The organism is Allobosea sp. (assembly GCF_030695125.1).
Lineage (GTDB): Bacteria > Pseudomonadota > Alphaproteobacteria > Rhizobiales > Beijerinckiaceae > Allobosea.
This window is the reverse complement of record NZ_JAUYTP010000028.1, coordinates 24,201-38,697: the sequence shown is the minus strand read 5'-3', so window position 1 is coordinate 38,697 and position 14,497 is coordinate 24,201. Positions and strand designations below refer to the sequence as shown.

The window sequence follows — 14,497 nt, the reverse complement described above, 5'->3', positions numbered from 1 at the left end:
GCCATCAGACCTTGGCGGGAGCGGCGCAGATATAGCCGAGGCCGCGCACGGTCTCGATCACCTCGACCCCGAGCTTCTTGCGCAGGCGCCCGACGAAGACCTCGATCGTGTTCGAGTCGCGGTCGAAATCCTGGTCGTAGAGGTGCTCGACAAGCTCGGTGCGGGAGACGACCCGGCCCTGATGGTGCATCAGATAGGCCAGCAGCCGGTATTCATGCGAGGTCAGCTTGACCGGGTTGCCGTCGACGACGACGCGGCTCGCACGCGTGTCGAGCCTGACGGGACCGCAGACCAGCTCGGAGGTCGCATGCCCGGCGGCGCGGCGCAGCAGGGCCCGCACCCGCGCCAGCAGCTCCTCGACATGAAACGGCTTGGTGACGTAGTCGTCGGCGCCGGCATCGAAGCCGCCGACCTTGTCGCTCCAGCGGTCGCGCGCGGTCAGGATCAGGACCGGCATCGTCTTCCCGGCGCGGCGCCAGCCCTGCAGCACGGCAACGCCGTCGACCTTGGGCAGGCCGAGATCGAGAATGACCGCGTCATAGGGCTCGGTCTCGCCGAGATACAGGCCCTCCTCACCATCGAAGGCCTTGTCGACGGCATAGCCGGCATTCTCCAGCGCGGTGACGATCTGGCGGTTGAGGTCCTTGTCGTCCTCGACGACGAGCAATCTCACGGCGGGCAGCTCCTGTTGGCGGTGTTATGGCTGAGGCGATCAGCGAATCGTGCCGACCTTGCCCGACTGGCCCTCGAGCGTCACGCGGGCGACGCGACCATCGCGCTTCAGCGTCGTCACCACATAAACATAGTCGTCACCCTGCCGACAGAGCCGGATGCGCACGACTTCGCCGGGCGCCGCCTGGCGGGCATGGCGCGAGGCCAGCGCCGGCTGGATCACCCGCCCGTCGGCGACCATGTCGCGCGTTTCGTCGGCCGACAGGCAGGACATGGGGTCCTGGCTGTCGATCGTCACGATCGGCAGCGGGGCGACCAGGAGCGACAAGGCAAAGAGCGTTTCGACGGGCATGATCGACATCGGCTAATCCCGCATGCATGAACGCGCCATGAATGCTGCCACGCCGACAATATGTCAGCGGACCGGGATGCGTCCAAGCCATTCATCGCCGGGGCCGGCCACGGCGCTGATCTGGGCGATCACAATCTCGATTTCGGCCTGGGCCGCACCGAAATCCGCCAGTTCCAGCGCCGCTGGATAGGTCCAGGCCGGCGTCGTGGTGGTGGTTTTCCGCCATTGCGCCGCACCCGTCCGGATCGCGACCTCATAGCGCTCCGTCTCCTCGCCCAGCGGCACCTCGGCGAGCTCCCAGGAATCGCCATCGATGCGGGTGCGCCGGATCCAGCTGAGCGCAACGCTGTCGGCGGTCCGGAGCGCTCTGGGATGCACCGGGGACAGCGGCCGCAGCGCGGCGACGCCGGCGGTCGCGACGATCTCGGCCATCGACGGATCGCCGAGATCGCGCTGCACGGGACCGATGCGATAGCGCCGCTGCTGTCCGAGATCGGCGAGATCGTCGCTGAGCGTCACGGCGGCCCCGTCCAGCACCACCACACGTGAGCCCGCCGGCAGGCTGCGCGCCGCCGCCGCTTCCGAGCCGCCGAGGCCGCGCAGCAGACCCGACAGCCGGAAGTGCCGCGGGCCGATCAGTTCGGCTTGCGCGGCTGTCACGATCTCCACCGTGCCGTCGGCGTCGATCAGCGCCAGGGCGTTGGCGCCCGCCAGCGCCGCCTCGGCGGGGACGGAGGACAGGCTGCCGCCGCGCAGGCGGACATCGAGCACTGAACGGACATCGCTGCGCCAGACCGGGCCGGGTGGCAGGACGGTCAGCGTCTCGCCGACGATCGAGGGCGCCTCGATCAGGCGCAGCAGGTCGAACTGCCCGGCGCCATCGGCCTGCCAGACCGCCAGCGCGCCAGGCCAGGGCTGCGCGAACGCCGCCAGCGACAGAAGCGGCGGCGGCTGTGTCCGCACGATCGGCAGGGACAGCGGGACGACCAGCGGGCGGCCCGGCAAGGCAGGGGCGGTTCGCGGCGGCCGCGGCAGGCTCGGCACACCGCTGCTGCGGTAGATCGCCGGCTCGACGGCACGCGCGCTCGCCTTGCGGCTCGGGCCGTCATCGATGCGCGTCAGCCGAAAGAGCCGTTCCGCGCCGTCGATCGGCAGGGTGACGACATCGCCGGGTTCGAGATCGAGGCAGCGCGGCGACAGTTCGAGGTCCAGTGTCTCGCGGCCCGCCCAGACCTCCTGGAGACGCTGATCGGCGAGGCGCTGGCCCTCCGCCGGGCGGGTCACGATGGCGGTTTCGACCCCAATCTCGCGGCGGGCCGCACCGGCCAGCCGCCGCGAGCGGGCTGCGGCGGTGCGATAGTCGCTCTCGGCGTCGGCAAAGCCCAGCCGCAGCTCGAGCGGAAGCTCGCTTTCCTGCCCCCGGCGCAGCGCAAACGGGTTGCCGTCGCGGTCGGCCACGAGATCGTCCGCGCTCAGGCGGCGCGCAACATCGCCCGCGCGGCCCCGAAAGACCAAGCGACCCGCACTCATCGTCGCGTCGAACCCGAAGGCCTGCCCGAGCGGCTCGAGCGCCTGCCGGGCCGAGAGCGGCCGGTCGAGAACATAGCCGTCGAGGAAGCCGTCGACCGCGATCAAATCGGCCGCCGGCAGGCCGAAATCGGCCAAGACCCGGCGCAGCAGCCGATCGACCGGGGCGCCCTCGATGCGGCCGTTGATCCAGTGGCCGGTGTCGTAGGCAGCGCCGTCGGCCCAGATGCCGCCGAGATCGGGAAAGGCCGGGAACGGCCGGGCATCAAAGCTCCAGACGAAAATATGGGCCGGATCGACCATGCGGATGCCGGTGCCCGGATGGACCGGGTTGCGCGCGGCCTCGAAACCCTCGCGCGCGGGGTCGAAGCCGGAGATGATCGCCTCAAGCCCGCGCGTCTGGACCAGATCGTCGCGCGCCCCGCTGGAGAAATAGGGATATCCGCTCTCGGCGGACTTCGCGTCGGGAAAGACGTTTGGCGCGTTGGCGCCCTTGTCGACGGCGGGGATGCCGATCTCGGTCAGCCAGATCGGCTTGGCCCCAGGCACGAAGGCGGTCGCGCCGGTCTCGACGCCGCCGAGGCGCTCGACATGGGTATTGCTCCACCAGCCGACGAGATCCTTGGGGCGGAATATCCAGGGCTTGCCATAATCACCATCGGTAATCGGCAGGCGCGTCTGCGCGAGCCTGCCGTTCGCATCGGCATAATACCAGCCGTGCGCCTCGCCGGAATTCAGGCGACCGCGGAGATAGCCGAGATCAGCAGGCCCACTGGCGAGGGCGGTGTCGGCGTGGTCGGTGGTGTCGCGCCAGTCGGAGAGCGGCGGATAGAAATCGATGCCGATTGCGCCGATCGCCGGCGAGGCCCAGAGCGCGTCGAGCGGAAAGGTCACGTCCTGCCCGCCATTGCGGACATGGGCGCCGTATTCGGTCCAGTCGGCGGCATAGGTCAGGGTGGCCGAGGGCAGCAGCGTCGCGACCTCCGCGGCGAGATCGACGAGCCCATCGACCATCGGATAGCCCGCCGCACCGCGCACCCGCGTCAGGCCGGGCAGTTCCGAGCCGAGCACGAAGCCGGCGACCCCGCCGGCCGCCTGCGCGAGCGCGGCATGGTGCAGGACGAAACGGCTATAGCTCCACTCATCGGGCTTGGCGCAAGCGATCTGCTCGCCGGCCAGCGATATGTCCGAAGCGGACACCGTGCCCAGCAGCGCCGCGATCTGCGTCTCAGCCGTGGACGTGCCGTCGACGCTGCCCGGGCTGCCGGGAGCCGGGTCGCAGGTGATGCGGCCGCGCCAGGGGTAGCGCGGCTGGCCGATCGACCCCGTTACCGGATCGGCCAGCGTGTTGCCGGCGGGGATGTCCATCATCACGAAGGGATAGAGCACGACCTCCAGGCCATAATCGTCGCGCAGGCGCCGGATCAGGCGGATCACGCTCTCGTCCGACGGCGTCCCGCCGAAGGCCGGGCGGCCTTCAACCTCGCTGACGACGCGCGCCGTTGCGCGGGAAAGCCCCGCCACCGCCCATTCGGCCCCGGTCGTCGGTTTTTGGGCGAGCTCGACGCGCGGCGACAGGGTGCAGGAGCCCGCCCGCAGATCGTCGCCGAACCAGGCCACGACCAGCGCGACGCGGCGCAGGTCCGGGCACAGCGCGACGAGGTGGCCGAGTGCGGTGTCGACATCGGCGCCGCCATAGAGCTGGTGTCGGCTCAGGCTCTCGGTGACACCGGGCTCGGGTTCGTGGCTGATGCTGCGCGTCTCATAGACGAATTCGCTGGCGCCCGGGATCAGCGTCACAGCCCGGATCATGCCGCCGAGCCCTTCGACGGCGCGTACGACCTCGAAGGCGAACTGCGGCACGCGGTTGCCATAGTCGCCCAGGGGAAAGCGCTCGAACACGACATAGGCGAGGCTGCGATAGGCCGGCGCCGCGCCCGCCTCCTTGGCTGCGATCAGCGGATCGAGATCCTGCGTCTCGTCTCCCTGGTGGACGCGCAGGGTGACGGTGGTGACGTCGAGCTCGCGGCCATCGACCCAGATGCGCCGGACGAAGGCGATCCGCCCCTCGCAGAGGCCGATCGCGAGATTGGCGAAGTAGCTATAGGTCGTCTCGACGGTTTTCTGCTTCGGGCTGCCCTTGCCGCCGCTCTTGGAGCGCGTCACCGTGACCTTGATCTCCTCCTCGAAGCGCGTCGCCCAGATCAATTGTCCGCCGATCCGGGCGCGGCCATAAACGCGCGGGATCGCGGCGCCCTCGCTGGAGGCGAGCCCGTCGATCTCGGTCAGGCGCGGCCCTTCGACCGTCTTCGTGCCGGCGCCGCCGCCGAGCAGGGATTGGTCGATCTGCGCCCCGGCGATGCCGCCGATCGCCTGGCCGATCACCGCGCCGATCGGGCCGCCCAGCGCCGTGCCGAGCGCGCTGCCCGCGACCTGCAGAAGAAGCGTCGCCATCAGTCGGTCACTCCGGGAAAGGAAAAGGCGTGGCTCTGATGCCGCCGCCACCAAAGCGAGAAGGCGACCTCGGCGACCTGCGCGCCGTCATGGGCGTGGATGATCCGGTCCGGCGCACTCAGAATGGCGCAGTGCTTGGCCGGCAGATGCGCCCGCCAGCGGAACAGCAGCACGTCGCCGGGCTGCTCCCGCCCCGGCGCGACTGGCACCAAATGGCGCAGCGCCGCTGCCGCTAGCGTCTCCATGCCGAGGCTCTCCGCCCAACTCGGCGAATAGGGCGGCGGTATCTCGGGCTCGTCCCCGCAGAGATCGCGCCAGACGCCGCGGACGAGGCCGAGGCAGTCGCATCCGACCCCGCGAAGCGAGGCCTGGTGATGATAGGGCGTACCCAGCCACAGCGTGGCGGCCTCGACGATGGCGGCGCGGTTGAGAGGCGCGTTCATCGAAACAGGCTCCCGCCGTCGAGACCGCCATCGCCAGGTTTGACACCGCCGATGATGAAATCGTTACCGGGGATGTGCGGGAAGCCGCGGAAGTTGATTCCATTGCCGAATTTGGCCTGGCAGGTGGCGAACCTCTTGTCGCAGCCGGGCGTCGCGAGAAACGTATCTGTGAAACGAACAATCACATGGCAATGGCAGGGCGTAGGCGGGATTATCCGGGATTAGGCGGGATCAGCCGGAAAATCGTGCGATCTCAAAGGGCTGTCCGGGCGTCGACAAGGCTGGTGGCAGTTTTCATTGCCATTTGATTGTTCGTTGAAAATGGGGCCCGAAAGCCGGGAAACCCGAAAGCCGGAAATCGGGGCCGCCGCTAAGTCGTTGAAATATCGTCTGGCCGGCCTCTCGAAGTGGGACGATTTTCGCCAGTGCGCCGGCCGAGCATCCCACTTTGCCTAAGTCGGTGAAAAATCGACCGAATCGCGCCTCAGGCCGGTGGTTGGCCGATTTGGGAAGTGGGATGCGAAAATGGGCTCACCAGGGCCTCCAGCCCGCGATGAACGACCAGCAGAAGATCGCGACCGCCAGCATCAGGATGGCGGCGACAAGCAGGCCATGACGGCTCGGCGGCGGGTCGAACGGATCGTCGTCGTTCACCAAGCCTCCTTCCCGCCGGTCATCATCGCGATCCCCGTGCGCATCGCCAGCGCGCGCCGCTCCAGCTCGCGGGCGTCGGGCCGGTCGATATGGAGATAGTCGAGGTCGACAGGCAGGTCGATGCGCTTTCCGCCGAAGTCCGTGGCGAAGGCATCGGCGATCTCCGGCCGGCAGAAGCACCAGCGCATGGTCTGCATGCCGCCGGTCGTCTCGTGGCTGTGCGCCGAGGCCCAGCGGTACAGGATGGACATCGCGCTCCCGAGCGGCGTCACCATCTCGACCTGGAAGGGATGCGACCGGTCGCGATGCCGGTCCGTCCTCTCGCCTTTTCGCCTGCCCATCAGCCACGCTCTCCTGACTCGCCGCGTCAGTCGCGTTCTTGTTTCGTTCTCCGGTCGGCGTCAATCTGTTTCCAGCCCCGGCGTTGAGATCGGGGCGCAAACAGGAGAGCGTCGTCATGAGTAAGGCCCGCCCGCAAAGAGAGACCGTCGAGAACCTGACCTATTTCGTCGTCCAGACCTTCGCCGCCGTGAAGGGCTCCAGGACCAAGATCAGCGCCGAGCCCGCGATGGAGGCCCGCGACCACGACCATGCGATGCGCCTGTTCGAGCGCTACAGGCCGATCCGCGCCGGCGTCGTCGCCTTCCGGCGCACCGGCGACCCGAAGACGGGCGACTGGGAGGACGGCGTCATCCTCGCCCGCCACGGCCTGGTCTCGGCCGAGGTCGACGCGATGGCCGCCGCCGACGATAGCGAGGCCGATTCCTGGGATCTCGGCGCGGCTGATTTCAAGGCGGCTTGAAAGCTCAAGGCGAAGGCCGCCACCCGATGGCGGCCTTCGTCAAACGAAAACCAAAAGGGCCTTTCGTGACCGTGCCGGTGACACTGCCTCCGCATGCAACCGACGCAAAGGCGGTGAAATCACTGCATTGGCGAAGCGCCCTACGCAAATCTTCCCGGTTGAGTGTTTTGGACTCGATCGAGACGCTTCCCTGAGCGCCCGCCGAGCACAGGACCTGGCTGTCTGTGGCGGCCCCGAAGCGGCAACCCGTTATCGTGACGGATTGCCCGACCATGTCGTCGCGGTCGACGAGGAAATCGATCACATCGACTGTCCTCGACTGGGCGACGGCGCGCTCGGCGCTGCCCGCGCCCAAAGCCACTGCGAGCGCGACAACGGCGGCAGCTGGTGCCGCTCCTTTTCCGAAGACCCCGAGAACACCGCCAGCCAGCGCCAGTGCCATGAAGATGGCTACCAAGGTTCCCCCCAGGACAGCGCCCGCCAAAGAACAGACGATTAAAAGAAATGCAGGCCACCGCGACGTCGCCGTGATGCAGACGGCGCCCAGAACAATCGTCAAAAACGAGAAAGCAACCCCGCCCCATCCAAGCATAACCACTGTATCGGCACCCTTGGCCTCGAAAGCAGACGCGGTACCGCCGATCAATAAAGTGAATATGGCGGCAATGACTGCAAAAACGCCAGCAATCAAAGCAATAATTCCGCCAGCTTTCCGCATGGCATCCTCCCTAAATTTCACCACCGGCCCAAACCACCTTGCCCGCCACGCGCAACGCCTCGGCATCGGGCGGCGCCAGCGTCTCGGAAGCATATCTCTCATTGTCGCTGATCAGCACGACCGCGTTCTGCCAGCCGACCGCAATTCGCTTGATCCTGACATTCGGCCCGTCGATCAGCACATAAATGCCATCGGTGCGGGCATGCCGCGACCGGATGTCCACGAGGACGATCGCGCCGTCCATGATCGTCGGCTCCATGCTGTCGCCGCGGCTTCCGAGGAACCGGGCGTGCTGCTCGGGCAGCCCCATCCGCTGCAGCCAGGCCCGGGGGAACGGCAGCTTCGAGAGCTCGAACGGCCGGGCGTTCTCATAGCCGGGGCCGGCCGAGGCGATGACGTCGAGCAGCGGCACCCAGACGACATCGTGGTCGTGATCATCGTCTGCATGCCGATGGGCCAAAGCGCCATCGCCGGCATCGGGCGCGCCGCCGAACGCCAACCAGTCGACCGAGCGACCGGCAGCCTTGGCCAGAATCGCCGCTTGCCGAAAAGGCAGCTTGGCCTTGCCCTTTTTCCATTTGGAAATCTGCTGAGCGGAGTTCCCGGTCAATTCGGAGGCCGCGTTCAACGATCCCAGCCCGTCGAGAACGTCTGAAAAGCGCTCCAGGAGCCCGGAATCAAGCTCTTCGGCGTCATCATTTTCCGATTGCATCGACATGGCGCTTGCATACGTCCAAAAAGATAGTTACGGTAGCGTTCGTTACTCCAAAGGTTAACAGACCGCGGCTCCAGCCGCCAATCGGATAGCCAGCATGCACGAAGCAGACATCCTAGCCGCCGTTCGGAAGTCACGGTTCCGCTTTTTGCCGTCGATCGCGGAGGCCTATGGCGTGACCGACGTCGCCCTTCGCGCCGCCTTCAAGCGGCCTCAGCTCGGCGCCGAGAGGGCCTTCTCCAAGGCGCTCAACATCCCGCTGCATGTCCTTTGGCCCGACAGGTGGTCGGCTTCTGGGGAGCGTCTCGTCCGCCGCGGTCGCGCGCGCATCAAGTCGAGGGCCGCCTGATGAACCTCCTCGCCGCCCTCACGGCCGGGTCGCCGCTGTTCATGGCCGAGCTGGCCACGATCGATGTCAGCGACCGCCTGCGCCCCGTCACCCCCGAGAACGCGCAGCTGACGGCCGCCTCGATCAGCGAGATCGGCCAGATCCAGCCGATCGTGGTGCGCGTCCACCCGTCCGGCAACGGGCTGAAACTGGTCGCAGGCGGCCGCCGCTGCGCCGCCACGGCGCTGCTCGAACGCGAGCACATCGCCGCCGTCCTCGTCGAGTGCTCCGACGACGAAGCGCGCATGATCGAGATCGACGAGAACCTGGCCCGCGAGGAGCTGAGCCCGCTCGATCGCGCCTTCTTCCTCGCCGAGCGCAAGCGCGTCTACGAAACCCTCAATCCCGATGCCGGACACGGCAAGGCGAAGAAGCCGAAGACCGAAAAAGGAAAAGTCGCAAACATTGCGACTTTTGCTCGCTTCTCGAAGGACGCAGCCAGAGCCACCGGCCTGAGCGAGCGTTCGGTTCAGCTCGCTTGCTCCCTCGCTGCCGCTCTTTCCCCCGACGCCGTCGCCCTGATCCGGGGCACGAAGCTCGCCGACAACCAGGCGCAGCTGCAGGCTCTCGCGGCGCTCGATCCGGCCGATCAGGTCACGGTCGCCCGCGAGATCGCCGAGGGCCGGGCCTCCAACGTCGCCAAGGCCCGCGTCAGCGCGGGCTTCGTGCCCGCCGGCGGCGCCGTGCGGGCCGAGGATGGGCCGCTCGTCAAGCTGGAGGCCCTGCTGGCGCGGATGTCGCCCGGCCAGCTGCGCGACGCGCTGGTCATGGTCCAGGCCAAGGTCGCGGCCGCCGATGCCGCGCAGAAGCCCGCCCGCGCCAAGAAGGGCGGTGCGGCATGAGTGCGATCCCGACCAAAACCCTGAGAGCCCGCCTGGATGTCGTCCTAGCGACAGTAAATGGCGATATTCCTCCGTTTCAGGACTGGGTGGAGATCGAGAATTTCGACTTCGACCAGGTCGACCAACTGCTTGCGGCTGCGATCATTCAGGCGCTGCCGGAGCGGGACCTTTCAACCGCCCTGATCTGGCTTGGCTATGCCTTCCGCGACCGCCTGACGGAGGCGCGCGATGGCCTCGTAGCCGGCTCTTCTGACGCTGCAACGCTTCTCGCCCAAACGCGCCAAGTTCAGCAAGCCGCGCTGAACTCATCCGTCCTCAAGGTTCGAGGCCGGACAGCATGAAGTGCAACGCTTCGATCGTAGCCTTGTCGCCTATGTCGCTGAGCGGATGCGGCCTCATTTGCCCGCGCACTTTGTGGGCCCAGTCGAGGGCGTTCTCCTTGATGGTCGCGACCATTTCGCGGCCGCGCGGCTCCTCGCTCAACACGGCCAAGGTGATCGCCAGGGTCGCCTTTATCGCCGCGATTTCCCCGTTCAGGCGAAATTCCTGCTCGTCCGTCATTCCCGCTTCCTCCGGTGGGGTGGTTCGCATCTCCCATCATGGAGGAGGAGCGCGCGGCGGGGCAAACAGCCCCCCAGCCGGCCCCGCCGCGCGTCGCCCCATCGAGGTCCGCCCATGAAAATGTGGCTCACCTCCGCCGAACTCGCCGACCTCGCGCTGCCCGGCCTGCCGGCGACCAAGCGCAACATCAACCTGCTCGCCGAGCGCGAGGACTGGGCGCGCTTTGCCGCGCTCTGCCGGCCCCGGGCCGGTCGCGGTGGCGGGGTCGAGTATCATGTCAGCCTGCTGCCGATCGCCGCCCGCGTGGCCTATCTCGGCGCGCAGGCCGAAGGCGCGGCCGACGCGAACCAGGCCGCGGCCGAGGCGATCCAGGCGGCGCCCGAGCCCGCCGCCGGCACGGGCCGGGCCGCGACGCTGCAGCTCGACGCGCGGCTCGCCGTGCTGGGCGCGCTCAGGGGCTTCATCCGGATGTCGGGGCTGAAACAGACGGTCGCGGTCGCCACCTTCGTCGATCTCTACAATCTCGGCCGCATCGAGACACCCGCCTGGGCTGCGGCCATCGTCGGCCGCCTCTCGACCCGCACCGTCCTGCGCTGGCTGTCGGCCTCCCGCGAGGGCGGGACGGCGCGGCTGGCGGTCGACAAGGGCGCCGGCCGGCGCGGCCAGGGCGTGCTGGATGCCGCCTTCGACGGCGAGATCAAGCATTTCGCGCTCGCCGTCCATTCGATGAACGACCTCTACACGGCCCGGCACATCTTCGCCGCGGTCAAGGGCGAGTTCGGCGCGCGGCTGGCGGCGGCCGGGCTGCCGCTGCCGGGCCTGCGCGCCTTCGAGATCCGGATGAAGGCCTGGCGCCAGGAATGCGCCGCCGGCCTGCTCAGGATGATGGATCCCGACGGCTTCCGCTCGAAGATGCGGGTCTCGGGCTCCTACGCGCATATGGCGCCGCATCTCAACGCGCTCTGGCAGATCGACGCCTCGCCGGTCGATGCGCTCTGCATCGACGGCCGCCATTCGATCTATGTCTGCATCGACATCTGGTCGCGCCGCATCAGCCTGTTCGTGTCGAAGACCCCGCGCTCGATCGCCGTGCAGATGCTGATGCGCAAGGCGATCCTCGCCTGGGGCGTGCCCGACGCGGTGAAGACCGACAACGGCTCGGACTTCGTGGCGCGGGCCACGGTCCGCCTGTTCGACCGTCTCGGCATCGAGGCGATCCGCTCCAACGCCTTCTCGCCCTGGGAGAAGGGTGTGGTCGAGCGCAACATCCGCACCTTCCAGACCGATTGCGCGCGCATGCTGACCGGCTTCGTCGGGCACGACGTCGCCCAGCGCAAGAAGATCGAGGGCCGCAAGGCCTTCTCCCAGCGCCTCGGCCAGGACAACGACGCCTTCAACGTCACCATGACCGGCGAGGATCTCCAGGCCATCTGCGACCAGTGGGCGGACGGCATCTACGCCCATCACGAGCATGGCGGCATCGGCAGGATGACGCCGTTCGCCCGCGCCGCCTCCTCGACCCGCATGATCCGCACCGTCGACGCGGAAGCGCTCGCCGTCCTGCTGATGCAGGCGCCTTCCGGCGACGGCTACCGCACCGTGTCCAAGCAGGGCGTCCGCATCGGCGAGTTCCACTACCAGCCGATGGGAATCCTTCCCGGCGAGCGCGTCTTCGTCACGCTCGACCCCGCCGACAAGGGCACGATCTGGCTCTTTGCCGACGAGGCCTGCGACCGCCCGCTCGGCAAGGCGGTCAACGCCCAGCTCGCCGGCATCGACCCGGCCGCGCTGCAGGCCGAGCGCGCGGCCCTGCAGGCCCGCATGGTCGAGGAGCAGGTGGCACAGGCCAAGGCGATGGTGCGAGCCAAGCGCGTCACCGACCGCACCGTGCTCGACCACCGGCTCGCCCAGGCCGCGCAGGCCTCAGGCAACCTCGTCGCCTTCCCGGCGCGCTCCGAGATCCACTCGACGCCGGCGCTCGATGCCGGCCTGGAGATTGCGGCGATGCGCCGGGGCGAGGCGCCGATGGCGGCGCCGCTGTCGGCCAGCGATGCGGCCCTGATGGCGCAGCTCGAGGCCGAGCAGGCCGCGCCCGCGCCGCCGCATCAGGCGCCACGCCCATCCAATGTCCGCCCCCTGCGCGATCGCGAGACGCCCCAGCAGCGCTACCGCCGCTGGCTCGAGCTGCATGCGCGGCTGGAGGCCGGAGAGCCGGTCACGCCCGAGCAGGCGGCCTTCTATGGCGGCTTCGCCGGCAGCAGCGAGAAGCGCGGGCTGGACGGGCTCTACGAGGAATTTGGCGAGGCGGCGTTGCGTTAGGCCGACCAAAAAAAGAGCCCCGCCGAAGCGGGGCCATCGAAGTGATTGCGAGGGACATGATGAACGTCACGACACCTGAAATCAAGACAGACGGCTTCCAGCGTCCGGCCTCGCTGGCCCTGCTGAAGAACGTCGTCGCCATGGTCGGGCTGGTGCAGCGGCTCAACGACCGCGGCTCGCACATGCCGGGCTTCGGCGTGGTCCATGGCTTCTCCGGCTATGGCAAGACCTATTCGGCCGTCTTCGCCCAGAACAAGACCGGCGGCCCGCGCATCGAGATCGGCGACAGCTGGACCAAGAAGACGCTGGTCCGCGCCATCCTGAAGGAACTCGGCGTCCGCGAGCCCAAGGGCACGGTCGCCGACCTGACCGAGCAGGCGATCATCCGCCTGGCCGAGCCCAACCACCCGCCGCTCTTCATCGACGAGGCCGACAAGCTCGTCGACAAGGGCATGATCGAGCTGGTTCGCGAGATCCAGGAGGGCGCGCAGCTGCCGATCGTGCTGATCGGCGAGGAGCTGCTGCCGCAGAAACTGATGAAGATCGAGCGCGTCCACAACCGCGTGCTCGACTGGGTCGCCGCCCAGCCCTGCGACCTGGAGGACACCCGCAAGCTCGCGGCGATGTTCTGCCCCGCGCTTTCGATCGACGACGCCACGCTGGACGCCATGCGCCGGGCCTCGGACGGCCGCGCGCGGCGCATCGTCACCAACCTCTACAAGGCCCGGGAGTTCGCCGCCACGCGCGGGCTCCAGGCGCTGGAGGCCGGCGGCCTCGTCCCCGAATTCTTCACCGGCACGCCGCCGGCGCGCTCCGCCCGCAGGAGCGCCTGATGAAACAGGGACAATCGGGGCCCCTCAGCGGCGGCAGGCACTACTGGGCGATGATCCGCAAGGTCGCCGCCGAGCATGACGGCCTGTTCACGGTCAGCCAGGTCTTCGGCTGGACCGGCGGCGTCACCCGCCCGGCCGTGACCAACTATGTCCTGGCCCTGCTCGCCGACGGCCATGTCGATCTCGCCGCGACGCGGTACTGGGGCGGCCGTTGCGAGAAGACCTATCGCCTTCTCCGTCAGGGCGCCGCGGCGCCGAAGCTGAGCCGTCTGCACAATGAGCAGGCCATCCGCCGCCAGCAGCTCTGGCGGGCCATGCGCGCGCTCCAGAGCTTCACCATCCGCGAACTCGCCTGCGCCGCCTCGACCGAGGAGGCCCCGATCAGCGACGCGGTGGCTCAGAACTATCTCTGGTGGCTGCGCCGCGCCGGCTATGTCGCCCTGATCGGGCGCGCCGGGACGGTCGGGCACTACCAGCTGCTGCGCCGCATGAACACCGGCCCCTATGCCCCCATCGTGAGGCATCGCCAGCAGGCCGTGGTCGATCGCAACAACGACGAGGTCGTTAACCTTAACGGCGCGCAGACCAAGGGATGGGCGGCATGAACCGCGGACCCGTCCCCGGCTCGGCCGGCAAGCTCGACGCGCTGGCCAAGGCCATGCGCGCCTGGGGGGAGAACGCCCCGGCCGAGATCATCGTCCTGGCGCAGGCCTGCAAGGCGCAGACCTCGCGCGCCGTCGCCAAACGCCTCGGCTACTCCGACGCCGTCATCAGCCATGTGCTCGGCAACAAATACCCCGGCGACGTCGCCAAGGTGCTGGCCACCATCCGCGGCGCCCTGATGGGCGAGACGGTGCTCTGCCCGATCCTCGGCGACATCGGCCGGGACCGCTGCTTCCGCGAGCAGGCGACGCCCTTCGCCGCCACGAACTCGACCCGCGCCCGGCTCTCCCACGCCTGCAAGACCTGCCCCAACCGCCAGCAGAAGGACTCCGCCTGATGATCTCCTCCGGCTTCAAACTGATTTTCGCGACCATGGCGATGCTCGGGCCCTTCGGCGCCGGGGCGATGCGCGCCTATGTCGTCCATGCCGAGATCTACGTCTTCTTCCTGCTCGGCGGCGTTCTGCTCGGGCTGGTCGGGCTGTTCGGCTTCGCCTCGATCGAGCGCGACGAGCTGGCGGCGCATCGGCGCCACCTGCAGGGGGAGCGCTGATC

Annotated in this window: 19 protein-coding genes; 9 read left to right on the top strand and 10 right to left on the bottom strand. The window is 68.4% G+C overall.

Features of this window, described 5'->3' with window-relative positions:
- Positions 1 to 4: 4 nt before the first annotated feature.
- From Q8S38_RS08065 to Q8S38_RS08035, 7 genes are all read right to left on the bottom strand, one after another.
- Positions 5 to 673, bottom strand: a complete 669-nt coding sequence (locus Q8S38_RS08065; RefSeq protein WP_069054503.1) for a response regulator transcription factor — start codon at positions 671 to 673, stop codon at positions 5 to 7.
- Between the two features lie 39 nt (positions 674 to 712).
- Complete coding sequence (locus Q8S38_RS08060; RefSeq protein WP_305679907.1) at positions 713 to 1,033, bottom strand: PepSY domain-containing protein; 321 nt, start codon at positions 1,031 to 1,033, stop codon at positions 713 to 715.
- Positions 1,034 to 1,087: 54 nt separating this feature from the next.
- Positions 1,088 to 5,005, bottom strand: a complete 3,918-nt coding sequence (locus tag Q8S38_RS08055; RefSeq protein WP_305679906.1) for a baseplate multidomain protein megatron — start codon at positions 5,003 to 5,005, stop codon at positions 1,088 to 1,090.
- The gene (locus Q8S38_RS08050; RefSeq protein ID WP_305679905.1) at positions 5,005 to 5,448 is read right to left on the bottom strand and encodes a C40 family peptidase; all 444 of its coding nucleotides are present in this window, start codon (positions 5,446 to 5,448) and stop codon (positions 5,005 to 5,007) included. Before Q8S38_RS08050 ends, Q8S38_RS08055 begins: the two co-directional genes overlap by 1 nt.
- On the bottom strand, positions 5,445 to 5,633 hold the full coding sequence (locus tag Q8S38_RS08045) for a phage BR0599 family protein (RefSeq protein WP_371125854.1): 189 nt from the start codon (positions 5,631 to 5,633) through the stop codon (positions 5,445 to 5,447). The genes Q8S38_RS08050 and Q8S38_RS08045 overlap by 4 nt, the downstream gene beginning before the upstream one ends.
- Before the next feature lie 346 nt (positions 5,634 to 5,979).
- Positions 5,980 to 6,102, bottom strand: a complete 123-nt coding sequence (locus tag Q8S38_RS08040; protein WP_305679904.1) for a hypothetical protein — start codon at positions 6,100 to 6,102, stop codon at positions 5,980 to 5,982.
- Positions 6,099 to 6,443, bottom strand: coding sequence for a hypothetical protein (locus Q8S38_RS08035; protein ID WP_305679903.1), 345 nt, complete (start codon positions 6,441 to 6,443; stop codon positions 6,099 to 6,101). Before Q8S38_RS08035 ends, Q8S38_RS08040 begins: the two co-directional genes overlap by 4 nt.
- 116 nt (positions 6,444 to 6,559) lie before the next feature.
- On the opposite strand from Q8S38_RS08035, the gene Q8S38_RS08030 reads away from it, so the two are divergent.
- Complete coding sequence (locus Q8S38_RS08030) at positions 6,560 to 6,904, top strand: hypothetical protein (protein WP_305679902.1); 345 nt, start codon at positions 6,560 to 6,562, stop codon at positions 6,902 to 6,904.
- Between the two features lie 4 nt (positions 6,905 to 6,908).
- Here the strand turns inward: Q8S38_RS08030 and Q8S38_RS08025 are convergent, their stop codons facing one another.
- A complete protein-coding gene (locus Q8S38_RS08025) occupies positions 6,909 to 7,622 on the bottom strand; it encodes a hypothetical protein (protein WP_305679901.1) in 714 nt (237 codons plus the stop codon).
- A gap of 10 nt (positions 7,623 to 7,632) precedes the next feature.
- Complete coding sequence (locus tag Q8S38_RS08020; protein WP_305679900.1) at positions 7,633 to 8,340, bottom strand: LexA family transcriptional regulator; 708 nt, start codon at positions 8,338 to 8,340, stop codon at positions 7,633 to 7,635.
- 94 nt (positions 8,341 to 8,434) lie between these two features.
- On the opposite strand from Q8S38_RS08020, the gene Q8S38_RS08015 reads away from it, so the two are divergent.
- Genes Q8S38_RS08015 through Q8S38_RS08005 form a run of 3 tightly spaced genes read left to right on the top strand, consistent with a single transcriptional unit; the run spans position 8,435 to position 9,908 of the window.
- The gene (locus Q8S38_RS08015) at positions 8,435 to 8,686 is read left to right on the top strand and encodes a helix-turn-helix domain-containing protein (protein WP_305679899.1); all 252 of its coding nucleotides are present in this window, start codon (positions 8,435 to 8,437) and stop codon (positions 8,684 to 8,686) included.
- Positions 8,686 to 9,567, top strand: coding sequence for a ParB/RepB/Spo0J family partition protein (locus Q8S38_RS08010; RefSeq protein WP_305679898.1), 882 nt, complete (start codon positions 8,686 to 8,688; stop codon positions 9,565 to 9,567). The genes Q8S38_RS08015 and Q8S38_RS08010 overlap by 1 nt, the downstream gene beginning before the upstream one ends.
- Positions 9,564 to 9,908 carry a hypothetical protein gene (locus Q8S38_RS08005; protein ID WP_305679897.1) on the top strand — a complete coding sequence of 115 codons (345 nt, stop codon included), beginning with the start codon at positions 9,564 to 9,566 and terminating at the stop codon, positions 9,906 to 9,908. The genes Q8S38_RS08010 and Q8S38_RS08005 overlap by 4 nt, the downstream gene beginning before the upstream one ends.
- Here Q8S38_RS08005 and Q8S38_RS08000 read toward each other — a convergent pair.
- Complete coding sequence (locus Q8S38_RS08000; RefSeq protein WP_305679896.1) at positions 9,883 to 10,128, bottom strand: hypothetical protein; 246 nt, start codon at positions 10,126 to 10,128, stop codon at positions 9,883 to 9,885. The genes Q8S38_RS08005 and Q8S38_RS08000 overlap by 26 nt on opposite strands.
- Before the next feature lie 114 nt (positions 10,129 to 10,242).
- Between Q8S38_RS08000 and Q8S38_RS07995 the strand changes: the two genes are divergently transcribed.
- Genes Q8S38_RS07995 through Q8S38_RS07975 form a run of 5 tightly spaced genes read left to right on the top strand, consistent with a single transcriptional unit; the run spans position 10,243 to position 14,495 of the window.
- The gene (locus tag Q8S38_RS07995; RefSeq protein WP_305679895.1) at positions 10,243 to 12,447 is read left to right on the top strand and encodes a DNA-binding protein; all 2,205 of its coding nucleotides are present in this window, start codon (positions 10,243 to 10,245) and stop codon (positions 12,445 to 12,447) included.
- A gap of 59 nt (positions 12,448 to 12,506) precedes the next feature.
- On the top strand, positions 12,507 to 13,280 hold the full coding sequence (locus Q8S38_RS07990) for an AAA family ATPase (RefSeq protein WP_305679894.1): 774 nt from the start codon (positions 12,507 to 12,509) through the stop codon (positions 13,278 to 13,280).
- Complete coding sequence (locus Q8S38_RS07985; protein ID WP_305679893.1) at positions 13,280 to 13,885, top strand: hypothetical protein; 606 nt, start codon at positions 13,280 to 13,282, stop codon at positions 13,883 to 13,885. The genes Q8S38_RS07990 and Q8S38_RS07985 overlap by 1 nt, the downstream gene beginning before the upstream one ends.
- Entirely contained in the window at positions 13,882 to 14,280 is a 399-nt protein-coding gene (locus Q8S38_RS07980; RefSeq protein ID WP_305679892.1) for a transcriptional regulator, read from the top strand. The genes Q8S38_RS07985 and Q8S38_RS07980 overlap by 4 nt, the downstream gene beginning before the upstream one ends.
- Positions 14,280 to 14,495, top strand: coding sequence for a hypothetical protein (locus tag Q8S38_RS07975; RefSeq protein ID WP_305679891.1), 216 nt, complete (start codon positions 14,280 to 14,282; stop codon positions 14,493 to 14,495). Before Q8S38_RS07980 ends, Q8S38_RS07975 begins: the two co-directional genes overlap by 1 nt.
- Positions 14,496 to 14,497: the final 2 nt, after the last annotated feature.

Bases quoted from the DNA above. Each gene is read 5' to 3' on its own strand.
- Q8S38_RS08000 (WP_305679896.1), bottom strand. From the start codon at position 10,128: ATGACGGACGAGCAGGAATTTCGCCTGAACGGGGAAATCGCGGCGATA.
- Q8S38_RS07985 (WP_305679893.1), top strand. From the start codon at position 13,280: ATGAAACAGGGACAATCGGGGCCCCTCAGCGGCGGCAGGCACTACTGG.
- Q8S38_RS08060 (WP_305679907.1), bottom strand. From the start codon at position 1,033: ATGTCGATCATGCCCGTCGAAACGCTCTTTGCCTTGTCGCTCCTGGTC.
- Q8S38_RS08010 (WP_305679898.1), top strand. From the start codon at position 8,686: ATGAACCTCCTCGCCGCCCTCACGGCCGGGTCGCCGCTGTTCATGGCC.
- Q8S38_RS08015 (WP_305679899.1), top strand. From the start codon at position 8,435: ATGCACGAAGCAGACATCCTAGCCGCCGTTCGGAAGTCACGGTTCCGC.
- Q8S38_RS08035 (WP_305679903.1), bottom strand. From the start codon at position 6,443: ATGGGCAGGCGAAAAGGCGAGAGGACGGACCGGCATCGCGACCGGTCG.
- Q8S38_RS08055 (WP_305679906.1), bottom strand. From the start codon at position 5,005: ATGGCGACGCTTCTTCTGCAGGTCGCGGGCAGCGCGCTCGGCACGGCG.
- Q8S38_RS07995 (WP_305679895.1), top strand. From the start codon at position 10,243: ATGAAAATGTGGCTCACCTCCGCCGAACTCGCCGACCTCGCGCTGCCC.
- Q8S38_RS08025 (WP_305679901.1), bottom strand. From the start codon at position 7,622: ATGCGGAAAGCTGGCGGAATTATTGCTTTGATTGCTGGCGTTTTTGCA.
- Q8S38_RS08050 (WP_305679905.1), bottom strand. From the start codon at position 5,448: ATGAACGCGCCTCTCAACCGCGCCGCCATCGTCGAGGCCGCCACGCTG.
- Q8S38_RS07990 (WP_305679894.1), top strand. From the start codon at position 12,507: ATGAACGTCACGACACCTGAAATCAAGACAGACGGCTTCCAGCGTCCG.
- Q8S38_RS07975 (WP_305679891.1), top strand. From the start codon at position 14,280: ATGATCTCCTCCGGCTTCAAACTGATTTTCGCGACCATGGCGATGCTC.
- Q8S38_RS08020 (WP_305679900.1), bottom strand. From the start codon at position 8,340: ATGTCGATGCAATCGGAAAATGATGACGCCGAAGAGCTTGATTCCGGG.
- Q8S38_RS08030 (WP_305679902.1), top strand. From the start codon at position 6,560: ATGAGTAAGGCCCGCCCGCAAAGAGAGACCGTCGAGAACCTGACCTAT.
- Q8S38_RS07980 (WP_305679892.1), top strand. From the start codon at position 13,882: ATGAACCGCGGACCCGTCCCCGGCTCGGCCGGCAAGCTCGACGCGCTG.
- Q8S38_RS08005 (WP_305679897.1), top strand. From the start codon at position 9,564: ATGAGTGCGATCCCGACCAAAACCCTGAGAGCCCGCCTGGATGTCGTC.